A 12094-nucleotide genomic window follows, 5' to 3' on the forward strand; every position below is an offset into this window, starting at 1 on the left:
AGGAGGGTGGTTTTCATGGACGACCTCGGGTGCTGGTTGCGTGTGGCGATGCGGATTCCGCATCCCAGGCTGCGAATTCCGCAGAGGGTTCATCCCCTGGCCTGGTTGCGTGAGAGCACGGGGTGGTGCTCCCATTCAGCGCTATGCAACGACACGGCCAGCCGACGCGGGAGTCCGTGGATGCGCGTTTGGTCTGTCCGACGTGCGCGCATGTCGTCCTGGTGGGCCCCGAGGAGCGCTGCGCGGAGTGTGGAGGCTCCTTGACGGAAGTCCTGCGCGCGGCCCGAGGAGTGCCGCCGCCCTTGCCGCCGCGTGCGCTCACGCGGGCGCAGCGTCAGGCCGTGTGGCGTCCGGCGAGCAGCTCGCGGCACGCGCTGGGCACCTTCCTGCTCACGGTGGGCGTGTTGATGGTGCCGGTGGCGGTGGCCTACCTGCGGCCCCTGGGCGTGCCGGCCGCCATCCTCGGTGGGCTCGGGATGGTGCTGCGGCGCACGGCCTGGCCCCGGGCGCTCCGGCGTGAGCAGCGTCAGCGATTGCGCGCGCTGCGCTGGGGACTGCCCGCGGCGGCGGAGCTCACCCGCGTGGAGCGAGACTTCGTCCCGTCCGTGAAGGCGGGCAGCGTGGCGCGGCTCGCGTATGTCTTCACCGTGCATGGTGAGCTGCTGCACGGTGACATGCCGTCCCCGCACGCCCTGGATGTCCAGCGTCGCCCCGGGGAACGCATCTGGGTCGTCTATCTTCCCGAGGACCCTCGAGTGAGCGCGCTCTGGCCGCCCGGCCCTTGAGGGCCACCGAGCCCTCGAAGACCGGGCCCGCGCGCGGCCGTCCGCCGAGAAGGGAACCGAACCTCCGTGAACGGGGTCATCTGAACAGGGCGTTGGCCCACGCATTGCTCAAGGTCGACGGCAACGGGCTCCGCTGTCGGAGCTCCCTGGCAACATCCACTCCTGGCGCCGTCCCACCGTGGTCCCCGGGCCACGGGGTGCGGCTCCGCCACCGCACGCCATGTCCACTCCCATGTCCTTGCTGTCCGTGTCGCGTCGCCATGGCCTGCTGCCCGCGGTGCTGTGCACCGTCCTCGCGGCGTGCCTGCTGGCCATCCGCCTCGACTGGAGCGAGCGCGCCAGCTTCGCCTTCCTCGCGTGGAACCTGTTCCTCGCCTGGGCCCCCTACACCCTCGCGCTGTTCGCTCGGGTGCTCATGGTGCGGGGCCACGGACGCGGCTGGGTGCTGGCGCCGCTCGCCGCCGGCTGGCTCGCGCTGTTCCCCAACGCGCCCTACCTCCTCACCGACTTCATCCACCTGCACCAGCGGCCCGTCGTCCCGCTGTGGTTCGACGCGGCCCTGCTCGCCCTGTTCGCCGCCACCGGGTGGATGCTGGGCCTCTTGTCCCTGGAGATATGGAAGCAGTGGCTGGAGGAGCGCTGGGGCCGGTTTGGCGCCTGGGCCTTCGTCGGCGTCACCTCGCTCCTGTGCGGATATGGCATCTACCTGGGCCGGGTGGAGCGGTGGAACAGCTGGCACGTGCTCACGGACCCCGGAAGCCTCTTCGCGTCCATCGGCGCCCACCTGCGCGAGCCCCTGGCCTTCCCGTACCTGACGGGCCTCACCGTCACCTTCTCCCTGCTGCTGCCCTTGTCCTACGTCGCCTTCGAGGCCTTCGTCACCCGCCTGCGCCGCCAGCGCGCCGTGAGCTGAAGTCCGCCCCTGAAACGACGACACCGCCCGCGCCCGGTGCTTCCGGACGGGGCGGTGTGGCCGTGGAAAGGGGCCCTGGCTGGGGTGTCAGCCGCCGTGCAGGCGCGCGCGATTGCGCGGCCCGCCCCGATGCTTGATGGCCATCTCGCTGGGCGCCTTCTTGCGCCCGTTCAGCGACGTGCGCCGCCGCTGCTGGCTCTTGGGCTCATGTGACTCCGCCGCGGGGCCGAGCGTCACTCGCGACAGGTTCTTCGTGCGGCGCAGCGCGGCCGCCTCATCCCGGGGCAGTGTCTTGCGCCCGTGGCTGGCCTGGACGTTGGGCTGTGCTTCGTCCGCCGAGGCCACCCGTCGCTTGTTCTTCATTCCCGCCATTTTGGTCCGAACCGCCATGATGCCCTCCTTCCCTGGTGAGGTAAGGACGGCGCCACGGCGTTTCCAACCCCCTCCAGGGACGGAAGCAGGGGCTGTGCTCCGTGCTTGGAAGCCGCCCAGCCGCTCCGTCGTCCCCCCGAGGGAGAGGGCCCGGCCACGGGGTCGACCCGGAGCCTGGAACCCGCTGCCCTCGGCGGAAGACTTCAAACCGCCTGCTTCACGTCGACGAGCGCTTGCCACGCCGGGGCGGGCGGGTGCTGGTCGTCGTCTCGGGCGGAAACAGCCAGCCCTCCTCGCCGTGCGAGACGCTGGTCGTCTGCGTGGACTCGCTGGCCTCGGTCTCCAGGTGCAGCCCCCGGCAGCCCCGGCACCAGGACTGGGGACGGCGCTCACCGCGCATGATGCGGTAGCCGAAGTCCTGCTCCGTGGGGCCCACGTGGTCGCAGCGCGGGCACTGCTTGAGCGACGTGACGCCAATCTCCTTGGCCTTCTCGCGGCCATGCGCCACCACCAGCGCCAGCGCCGCGGCGAAGCCCACCCGTTTCTCCGTGGCGACATGGAAGCTACGGGCGCGCCTGCGCCCTCCACGGCCGAGCACGGGCTTGAGGTCCATCCCTCCGAGCAGGTTCCGCTGCTCGAGCACGCGCGTTGAAGAGCTGTTCTGGTTCGAGTGGCTCACCCCCCAACTCTTAGCTGGGGGGTCTGACACGGCCTTTCAGAGGGGAAATGCCTGCCCGCCCCTCGTTCAGGGGCACTGAACGAAAATCCAGTGATTCCGCGCACCTGGGTTGTCTGCCTAGGCAGGCAGGCAGGCCCGGGCGCGCCTGGCTACTCGGCGTCCGCCATGCCGCCGCCGCTGTCGGTGGCGGGGAAGACGGGGGTGCCGCCGGGGAGGCTCGGGTCGTGCGGCAGGCTGCCGCGCGGGCTGCGCAGGTACACGAAGGGCGTGGCGAACAGGAAGTTGGACACGCGTGACGTGTAGATGTCCGCGTAGCGCTCCACCTGGCGGGCCAGGTGGCTCTTGTCGTTGCCCGCGCGGGTGAGCAGGCCCCAGATGGGATTGGACAGCTCGGTGGCGGCGCGGGCCATGGGGCCCAGCTCCGCGTCCAGGGCCTCCAGGGACTCGCGCAGCTCACCCAGCCGGCTCACCAGCTCCGTCTCCTGCGGGGCCTCCGTCCGGGGCCCGTAGTCCGCGCGGCGCCGCTGGAGTTCCAGCCGCAGTTGGCAGCTCTCCCACTCCAGCTTCTCCTTGAGCACCATGCGCTCGGCGAGCCGGACCTCGGTGGCGCGGAAGCCGGCGATGGCGCGCACCTCGTCCTCCAGCTCGCGGAGGATGAGCGCCGTGCGCCAGCGCAGCGCGCTCTTGGACACGTGCACGTCGCCGAACATGTGGTCGCCCACGTAGAGAATCTCGTCGCCGCTCACCCCCAGGTGGCGCTCCAGCTCCAGCGCGCTGCCACCGAAGTACGGCGTGCCGGGCTTGAAGGGACCGGAGTGCGGACGCAGGAGCGCCTCGCCCTGGGTCTCCACGACTTCGAAGAGCGCGGAGCGGGTGGTGAAGAACTCCGGCTTGCGCGCGGACACAATCACCACGTCGAACAGCTGCCGCCACGTCATGCCCGCGGGCAGGTGCTTGTCGAAGGCGAAGTGCATCATGGGCTCGGTGTAGGCCCACTCGCTGTTGGTGATGAGCAGGAGCTTCTTGCCCGCGTTCTTCTGGTCCAGGAGCGCCAGCGGCGTCTCCGGGTCATCCAGCACGTAGCGCTCCGGGTCGGCGATGATTTCCGCCTTGAGCTGACCCTGCATGTGCGTGGCGTCCAGATTCTTCCGCACGTGCTCGTAGAGGTCCGCGTAGCCCATGGGCCCCGGCAGCTGCCCCGCGTCCAGCCGGTCCACCAGCTGCGAATAGAGACACGCCTCCGACAGCGAGAAGAGCGTGTTGAGGAACACCCACCGGCGCTCGTGCAGGTCGATGACGGTGTGGGAGTACTCGTCGCGCTGGGAGATGAAGTCCATGGAGCGCGTGCCGTGCAGGGCCTTCTTCACGAAGCCAAAGCGATTGGCCTTGAGCAGGTTGCCCTTCTCCGTGTCGATGATGAGGCCCCGGATGGCGAGCGCCGGGTCGAACTGGAGGTCACCCACGGGCCAGCCCTGCGCCACGAGCCTGTCTCGGATGTGCTCGTACGCGCGGCGTTCCCACGCTTCCACGCGGTAGTGGATGAGCGTGTAGTCCATGTCGTAGCCCACGGCCTTGATGGCGCGCAGGTTGAGGGTGCGGTTGCAGAACAGGCCCCGCTCGGGCGGGGGACCGGAAGGTTGCGGGCGCATAGGAGTCCTGGCTTGCCCCGTCCCGCGCCAAAAGTCGATGCCTGTCTTCGGCCTCGTCGCCTGCCGCGCACAAGCTCCGCGCCCCTCCCGTCCCGTCCATGGCCAGTCCCTCTTTCGGGGGCCGGGCCCATGCCCCGACGGGGTGAGGGCTTCAGTACACCAGCCGCAGATGGGGGAGCAGGGGACGACTCCCCTGTCGCTCGGCGCCGAGCGACCTGTCCAGGTCCAGGTGGATGACGGCCCGGCCATTGCGCTCCAGCGCGGCGCCTTCCAGCTTCAGGCGGAGCGGGGCACTCCGGGCATCGACGAAGCCCGCGGAGCCGTCGGAGCCCTCGAAGGCGCCGAAGTCATCCAGCGTCACGGTGGCCTCCAGCGCGCCACGGGCCTGCTCGGGCATGAGCCAGAAGTACGCCACCAGGTGCGCATGGGTGGCTTTGGCCACGTCCATCCGCTGTGAGGACGTCAGCAGCTCCGTGCGCAGCGGCACTCCTCCCAGGGTCACCTGCACGGCGTTCGCGGTCAGGTAGGTGGTGGAGAAGCGATTCGAGGTTCCCTGGAGGCGCAGCTCATAGCGCCGAGGTTCCGGGGCGCTGTCTCCACACGCGGAAAGGCCAACACCCCACAGCAACATGACGAACGGGAGGATTCTGGAAACGGTCTTCTTCATGGCGAGCTCCTGGGCTGGAGCTGCTCCAGCGCATGGGATGGCGTCGCGCGGCTCCGAAGGGAGAAGGGCAGCGCGACATCGAGTCCCCGGCCATTGGCTGCGCCGAGGTGTCGTTCGAGACGTGACAGGGTCTGGGTGCGGCCGAGCGTGGTGGAGGCGTCGAGCAGCAGGCGCTGAAGCTCTGGCGTGCCACCGAACAGCCGTTGGTTGCAGACCCCGGTGAGCGTCTGTCTGGCCAGGGCGTGCCGGGTGGCCTGCTCCTCGGAGCGGTGCTCACCGCCCAGGGTGAAGGCGGGTGACGACCAGAGCAGCCGCAGCGCGTCCTCTTTCGTCACGACGGCCGGAAGGAGTCCCAGCTTCACGGGACCCGGGGCCAGACAGCGCTCCAGCGCGGCCTCGTGAGTCATGTAATAGCCCGCGGGGCGGACGGCGGGCGTCGCGCCCTCCGTGGGAGGGAACGCGCAGGACGCCATGTCTCCAGCGGCCAGCGACGTGGTGCTGCCCAGGAGCGTCGCGCCGCCGTTGACCAGGTCCACCTCGAACAAGGCGTCGAGCGTCGGGTCCGACGTGTAGCAGTAGAGCAGGTACGTCCCATCCTGCTGGAAGGCACAGGAGCAGGGCTGAATCCCCACGTTGCCCAGGACGGGACCAAAAACGGTGAGGACGCCGGTATAGGGGTCGAACACGCTCATCCGGGCCAGGAAGCTCTGGTAGCCGTAGATTTTGTTGTCCAGCGGGTTGGTGGCCCAGGCGGTGGGCGTCGTGGTGGGGAGGGTCCCCTGGCCCAGGATTTCGAGGGTGCTGGTATTCAGGCGCAGCCAGTGGCTCCCCAGGAATGAGCCAATGACATAGCTGCCATCCTCCATGATGGTGCCGACAATCCATTCCTGGCCAGCCAGCTCCGGCAGGCCTCCCAGGTCCTCGATGTTTCCCGCTCGGTCGACGCGGACCACATGGGGAATGGGGTCGCCGGACAGGTTGCGATTGCTGATGGCATACAGATAGCCGTCGATGTGGCTGAGCCCCATGGCGTCGTAGCCGAACTCGGTGGTGCTGGAGACCGGGGTCGTCGCGAGGGTGACCGGGTCCAGGGTCATCAACTCCGTGTTCGTCCCCGCGCTGGAGGACACGTAGATGGTGTCATCACAGACGAAGGTGTCGGCAGGCACGCACTGGACTCGCGCGGAGCACGTCGCCATGCCCTGGTCCCAGCCAATCTGGAGTGTGTCCGTGAACTCCACCGATTCCGACGGAGGCACCTGTCCGATGCGCGCGCAGTCCTCCAGGCTCTCCACGGTGACGGTGAACTCGTACGTCAGGGAGTCATTGACGGGAATCGTCACCGGGGGCGGAGGCGTGAAGGACCAACCCAGGGGCTCCAGCAATGGGTCCGTCGCCTGTTGGAGGGTGGACGGGAGCGTGGGATGGATGTTCCTCACCACCTGTCTGAAGGTGAGCGTGGCGGGGTACTCGCGGATGACGAGGTCAGACTGCTCGTTGACGCTGACCTCACAGTCGAGGTCATGCGCGGTCGCGAGTGATGGAACCAGAAGTGATAACAGCAACCACTGTTTTTTCATTCGCATGGAGCGCGGCCCGTTCAATCCACATGCCCAGTGTGGAACCGGACCCGACGCTTGTCCGGGAGGATGACGAGGTGTGGGTGCCCCCGCTGGGAAGACGAGCCAGCCAGGCAGGGCTCATCCCTGTGTGCAGGTGATGCGCGGATGGAGGACAGCTGTCAGGGAAACATTTCCCCACGGTGTCGACCGTTCATTCTCAGTCTAGGGTGGCGGGGACCCATGTCCCCTCCGTGAAGCACCGCGTGTTTCCGGTCCTCGACGGAACGATGGAAACCCATGGGGGGATGCGCAGGTTGCGGCGTGAGGCCGCTCGTGACGCACATGGCCTCTTGGGGGAATGCCATGGACGGAGCTTCGCTGCGGGGAACGCCGGGCCGCGGGTATCGATGGGAGCCTTTGGCCCGCTCCTGGCTGGCGGTGACGTTGTGTGCCCTCTTTGTCTCGGTGGGCTGCAAGTCCACGCAGCACGTCGCCCCGGAGCCTTCGACCCTTGCGCGGGGCGGCTCGGGGCTCTCCGGACAAGGGGACCCGTTGCCTTCGTGGAACGAGGGGCCCACGAAGGCGGCGCTGCTCGACTTCGTGGAGCGTGTCACCCGTGAGGGCGGGCCCGACTTCGTTCCCGCCGAGGCGCGCATCGCGACCTTCGACAATGACGGCACGCTGTGGACCGAGCAGCCCCTCGCCGTGGAGCTGGCCTTCGTCATCGACCGCGTGAAGGCGCTCGCGCCCCAGCATCCCGAGTGGAGGCACCAACAGCCCTTCCAGGGCGTGCTTGAAGGCGACCTCAAGGCGGTGGCCGCGAGCGGTGAGCGCGGGCTGATGCAGTTGCTGGCGGCGACGCACTCGGGGGGCACCACGGAGGCGTTCGACGTCACCGTGAAGGATTGGATTACCACGGCGAAACATCCGAGGTTCAACCGGCCCTACACGGACCTCGTCTATCAGCCGATGCTGGAGTTGCTCGCGCTGCTGCGGGCCCATGGCTTCAAGACCTTCATCGTGTCGGGCGGCGACGTGGGCTTCATGCGCGCCTGGGCCGAGCGCGTGTATGGCATTTCCCCCGAGCAGGTCATCGGCAGTCGGGCGAAGCTTCGCTACGAGGTCCGGGATGGCACGCCGGCGCTGCTGTTGTTGCCGGAGCTCGACTTGATGAACGACAAGGCCGGCAAGCCGGTGGGCATTCAGCAGGTCATCGGTCGGCGTCCGCTCGCGGCCTTCGGCAACTCGGATGGGGATTTCGAGATGCTCGAGTGGACGACGTCGGGCACGGGGCCGCGCTTCGGGCTCTTCGTCCACCACACCGACGCGGAGCGGGAGTGGGCGTATGACCGGAACGCTCACATCGGGAAGCTCTCGCGGGGATTGGACGAGGCGCCTCGGCGCGGCTGGTACCTGGTGGACATGAAGAAGGACTGGAAGGTCATCTATCCCTTCGAGCAGTAGCGGCAGGGCAGGCGGGCGGGCCGGACTTCCGCAAGGGCTGCGGACGTCCTCGAGGGGCGCGCAAGCCTTGCGGGTGGGGGACGACGGGAGGCTCTGGAGTGATGTGGCATGCTTTCTGAAGTGCCCGACCTCCACTCTTCCGCTGGGAAGGACGGTCGCGGTGGACGCGACGGATGCGCCCGGCGTGGGGTGGCGGGAGTGAAGCATGGACAGTCTGGCTCGTGAGGCGCGGGACGCCCTGGTGCAACGTGGCGAACGCCTGAGGTCTCGGGCCCGACCCCCGCCGAGTGTTCCGGAACCTGGCACGCTGCTCTCCGAAGCGGAGCGACAGGAGTTGCTCGACATCGACGCGGCGCTCCAGCGAATCGCCGGGGGCCAGTTCGGCCGCTGCGAGCGGTGTGGGGGGGCCATGGGGAGACATCGCCTGCGCGCGATTCCCGAGGCGCGCTACTGCATGACGTGCGCGACGTTGGGGCGCTGAATGCGGGGGGCCGTGCGCAGTTTCGCGCGGTGACGGGTTGATGCGGCACCAGGGCCGGCGCTCCACGCGCGAGACGTGGAGTGAGTCGCATCGCGAGGAATGTTCCCATGAAGAAGACGGGTGGTTTCAGGGCGGCATGGCTGCTGTTCGCCGCCGTGGTGTCACAGGCCTGTGGTGGAGCGGAGCCAGTCGAGCCTGGAGTCGTCGAGCCTCCCGCGCGAGAGGTAGGGGTGCTGGAGCGAGGGGCGGAGTCGGACGACATCCTCGAGCGGCTGCGAGCGATGCCCGACGTGGTGGTGGCGAGCGAGAAGGTCTCGCCCTTTCCGAATACGCGCTTCTTCACCCTCTGGTTCGCCCAGCCCGTGGACCACCGGGCTCAGGACGGCGAGTGGTTCTGGCTGCGCGCCACGTTGCTGCACCGCTCGTTCGATGCGCCCACGGTGGTGCATGGCACGGGCTACGCCATCCGCACGACTCCCGGTCAGTCCGAGCCGACGATGTTGCTGGATGCGAACCAGTTGTCGGTGGAGCAGCGCTTCTTCAGTCCCTCGCGGCCCGAGTCGGCTGACTGGACGAAGCTCGACATCGAGCAGACCGCGGGCGACTACCACCGCATCATCCAGGCCTTCAAGCCGATGTACCCCAGGCGCTGGCTGACGACGGGCGCGAGCAAGGGCGGCATGTCCGCCGTGTACCACCGCTACTTCTACCCGGACGACGTGGACGCCACCGTGGCGTACGTGGCCCCGAGCCTCCATGGGCTGAAGGACAAGCGCTTCGTGCGCTTCCTCGACCAGGTGGGCAGTGAGGCCTGCCGGGCGCGCCTGCGGGACTTCCAGCAGGACGCGTTGCGCCGCCGTGAGGAGCTGCTGCGGGTGCTGGAGTCGTATGGAATGGAGTTCACGCTGCTGGGCATGGACCGCGCGCTGGAGTTCGCCATCGTCGAGTCGTCGTTCTACTTCTGGATGTACGAGCGTGAGTCTCGCTGCGACACCGTCCCGCTGCCCGGGGCTCCGGCGAACGAGCTGATCGACTTCGTCGGCAACGTCACCCACATGGATGTCAGCTTCGCGGACTCGGGCGTGCTCTACTACGCGCCCTATTACTACCAGAGCGCGACGGAGCTGGGCTGGAACCGCTTCCCCACGAAGCACCTGCGCGGCCTGTTGAGCTACCCGCGCCAGGACGTGCCCGCCACGTACTTGTCATTCCCCGTGCAGGTGTCCTTCTCACAGGGACTCATGCGCGACGTGGAGCGCTGGGTTGGTCAGCAGGGTGAGCGGATGTTGTTCATCTATGGGGAGACCGACCCGTGGTCCGCCGGGGCGTTCGAGGTGCGCGAGCGCAATGACTCGTTCCGCTTCACCGCGCCGAACACCAACCATCAAGATGCCTTCATCGGCCTCCTGGCCGCGCCCGAGCGCGCCCAGGCCCTGTCCAGGCTCTACGCGTGGATGGATGCGAAGCCGCTTCCGGAGGGAGTCTCCGCCCTGACGTCGACGGGGCTGGAGGAGGTGGCTCCGCTGGTGGATGGACGGCCGCCGCTGTAGCCGGGGGCTCGTGGGACATGGCCTGAACGTCCTGATGGGGCCCCAGTGGTTGGGGCCCTGTTCGTTGCTCTTCACCACCTCCGTGGCCCTGGTCGGTGGAATCGTCGGCCACGAGGCCTCCTTCCAGCCGCGCCTCATCGCCGAGAGGAAGGTTTGTCGTGGCGATGCGAAGCCAGTGTCATCTCGCGCAGCCGGGTCCCCACCCGGACGATGGAGTCAATCACCGGCACCAGCTCCAGGCCGAGCGAGGACAGGGCGTACTCCACCGAGGGCGGCGAGGTGGGGAGGACCTCGCGTGTCACCGCGCCCTTCGCCGTCAGCTCGCGCAGCCGCGTGGTGAGCACCTTGGGCGAGATGCCGGGGATGTCGTGGAGCAGCTCCCCGAAGCGCCGGGGGCCACCGGAGAGCTGCCAGACGACGCTGGTGGTCCACGCTCCGCCCAGCAACGACATGCAGGCATGAATGGGACAACCCGGGGGCGGGGGTGGGGCCTTGCTCTTCCTCAGCTTCAGGGACATGGGCGGTTACCGCGAGGTGAGTGGAGTTACCAGGAGGTGAGTGGAAAGTGCGCTTACCTTAATCGCGTTGCTATCCAAAGGTAACCAGGCCCGTTAGTGATGCGCCGTCGTTCCCACTCACTCCGAGGAAGCCAATGAAGCTCTATTTCGCCCCGGGCGCCTGCTCGCTGTCCCCCCACATCGTCGCGCACGAGGCGGGGCTCGAGCTCCAGCTCGAGAAGGTCGACACCCAGACGAAGGTCCTCCAGTCCGGCGGCGACTTCTGGAAGATCAACCCGAAGGGCTATGTGCCCGCGTTGGAGCTGGAGCCGGGCGAGGTCCTCACGGAGGGCCCCGCGCTCGTGCTGTACCTGGCGGACCTGCGGCCCGAGGCGGGGTTGGTGCCCGCAGAGGGCAGCCGCGAGCGCTACCGCGTGCAGGAGATGCTCGGCTACATCAACTCCGAGTTGCACAAGACGTACGCTCCGCTCTTCCAGCCGACGACGCCGGACGTGACGCGCGAGGAGCGCACGGCGTACCTGTTCAAACGCTACAAGCTCATCGAGGAGCGCCTGGCCACGCGTGCCTACCTCTTCGGTGACACCTTCGGCATCGCGGATGCCTACCTCTACACCGTCACCCGCTGGGGGAAGTACGTGAAGGTGGACCTGTCCGGCTTCCCAAATCTCATGGCGTTCATGGAGCGCGTCTCCGCGCGTCCGGCGGTGCGCAAGGCGCTCGCGGCCGAGGGGCTCCCGGTCTGACGTCCCCTGGCCCTCCCGGGTCCGGTGCCGCTCAATGGGACTGATGTGCGGGGCAGCGGAGAGGGTGGGCGGTCGTGGGCTCCAGGACCGCCTCGTCGAGGAGGCGCGTGGCCGTCTCATCCAGCCCTCAACACCCACGATATCCCTTCACACCGGTTGCACATCCAATCCAGCGAGAAGTCCCGAGCAACTCGTCGATCAGATAATCCACCCCACCAAGCAGTGGCGTCTCTCCCGCCGAGATGAAATCAGGATAACAAACAGGATTCACCACCCCTCCCTCTGGAGCTGTCAATACGACCTCCGCAAGCCCGATGATACCATGAGGACAAGTAAAGAAGCTCCCATACTCATCTCCATAGACCTCCGCGGCACGGACATGCTCGGCGAGAATCCTCCTCAGACGTCCAACCTGCTCCCCGGTCAACTGGGAATCCCTCCTCCCTACGACCTCCACGTGATCCATGCCCTCATACACAACGCATCCATCGTCATAGACATGAACATCATAAACGGGACACAACCCATCACATCCCGTACGCCGCATTCCGACGATCAAGCCCTTGTGTTCCGTCGCCCTCTCCGTGACGGATGACGGAGGCGTGTGCAGGTGACTCGACCGGCACCCGACACAGGCCATCCACACGCTCAGGACCACCCAGAGGAAGCTGCTCCCGTCCCATCTAGCCGACGTCATGGATGTGGCCTCTT

13 protein-coding genes are annotated in these 12094 nt (G+C 67.8%); 6 read left to right on the plus strand and 7 right to left on the minus strand.

The genetic code is table 11. The annotated features are described in order from the left end of the window. Window positions 1–260: 260 nt before the first annotated feature. Together HUA74_RS06190 and HUA74_RS06195 are read left to right on the plus strand one after the other, a co-directional pair. Entirely contained in the window at window positions 261–785 is a 525-nt protein-coding gene (locus tag HUA74_RS06190; protein ID WP_254624948.1) for a hypothetical protein, read from the plus strand. A gap of 232 nt (window positions 786–1017) precedes the next feature. Next, window positions 1018–1698, plus strand: a complete 681-nt coding sequence (locus tag HUA74_RS06195) for a DUF1361 domain-containing protein (RefSeq protein ID WP_246137539.1) — start codon at window positions 1018–1020, stop codon at window positions 1696–1698. 87 nt (window positions 1699–1785) lie between these two features. On the opposite strand, the gene HUA74_RS06200 is transcribed toward HUA74_RS06195, so the two are convergent. The 5 genes from HUA74_RS06200 to HUA74_RS06220 form a co-directional block, all read right to left on the minus strand. Further along, entirely contained in the window at window positions 1786–2088 is a 303-nt protein-coding gene (locus tag HUA74_RS06200; protein ID WP_141646167.1) for a hypothetical protein, read from the minus strand. A gap of 199 nt (window positions 2089–2287) precedes the next feature. Continuing rightward, window positions 2288–2749, minus strand: a complete 462-nt coding sequence (locus HUA74_RS06205; RefSeq protein ID WP_371745788.1) for a hypothetical protein — start codon at window positions 2747–2749, stop codon at window positions 2288–2290. A 149-nt stretch (window positions 2750–2898) separates the two neighbouring features. Next, window positions 2899–4398: an HAD-IG family 5'-nucleotidase gene (locus HUA74_RS06210; RefSeq protein ID WP_174453800.1), complete on the minus strand. Its 1500-nt coding sequence runs from the start codon at window positions 4396–4398 to the stop codon at window positions 2899–2901. Window positions 4399–4549: 151 nt separating this feature from the next. Next, window positions 4550–5065 carry a hypothetical protein gene (locus tag HUA74_RS06215; RefSeq protein WP_174453801.1) on the minus strand — a complete coding sequence of 172 codons (516 nt, stop codon included), beginning with the start codon at window positions 5063–5065 and terminating at the stop codon, window positions 4550–4552. Beyond that, entirely contained in the window at window positions 5062–6630 is a 1569-nt protein-coding gene (locus HUA74_RS06220) for a hypothetical protein (protein ID WP_217443370.1), read from the minus strand. Before HUA74_RS06220 ends, HUA74_RS06215 begins: the two co-directional genes overlap by 4 nt. Window positions 6631–6990: 360 nt before the next feature. Between HUA74_RS06220 and HUA74_RS06225 the strand changes: the two genes are divergently transcribed. The 3 genes from HUA74_RS06225 (at window position 6991) to HUA74_RS06235 (ending at window position 10122) form a co-directional block, all read left to right on the plus strand. Then, on the plus strand, window positions 6991–8091 hold the full coding sequence (locus HUA74_RS06225) for an HAD family phosphatase (RefSeq protein ID WP_174453803.1): 1101 nt from the start codon (window positions 6991–6993) through the stop codon (window positions 8089–8091). Window positions 8092–8296: 205 nt separating this feature from the next. Then, a complete protein-coding gene (locus HUA74_RS06230; RefSeq protein ID WP_174453804.1) occupies window positions 8297–8572 on the plus strand; it encodes a TraR/DksA C4-type zinc finger protein in 276 nt (91 codons plus the stop codon). A 107-nt stretch (window positions 8573–8679) separates the two neighbouring features. Continuing rightward, complete coding sequence (locus HUA74_RS06235) at window positions 8680–10122, plus strand: S28 family serine protease (RefSeq protein WP_174453805.1); 1443 nt, start codon at window positions 8680–8682, stop codon at window positions 10120–10122. 134 nt (window positions 10123–10256) lie between these two features. Here the strand turns inward: HUA74_RS06235 and HUA74_RS06240 are convergent, their stop codons facing one another. Next, the gene (locus HUA74_RS06240; protein WP_141646175.1) at window positions 10257–10640 is read right to left on the minus strand and encodes a helix-turn-helix domain-containing protein; all 384 of its coding nucleotides are present in this window, start codon (window positions 10638–10640) and stop codon (window positions 10257–10259) included. Between the two features lie 134 nt (window positions 10641–10774). Here HUA74_RS06240 and gstA point away from each other — a divergent pair, with 134 nt between their 5' ends. Beyond that, window positions 10775–11383: a glutathione transferase GstA gene (gstA, locus tag HUA74_RS06245; protein ID WP_174453806.1), complete on the plus strand. Its 609-nt coding sequence runs from the start codon at window positions 10775–10777 to the stop codon at window positions 11381–11383. A gap of 127 nt (window positions 11384–11510) precedes the next feature. Here the strand turns inward: gstA and HUA74_RS46785 are convergent, their stop codons facing one another. Continuing rightward, window positions 11511–12080, minus strand: coding sequence for a DUF6438 domain-containing protein (locus HUA74_RS46785; RefSeq protein WP_371817201.1), 570 nt, complete (start codon window positions 12078–12080; stop codon window positions 11511–11513). Window positions 12081–12094: the final 14 nt, after the last annotated feature.

The sequence above is a fragment of the Myxococcus sp. CA051A genome (genome assembly GCF_013336705.1).
Classification (GTDB): Bacteria; Myxococcota; Myxococcia; order Myxococcales; family Myxococcaceae; genus Myxococcus; species Myxococcus llanfairpwllgwyngyllgogerychwyrndrobwllllantysiliogogogochensis.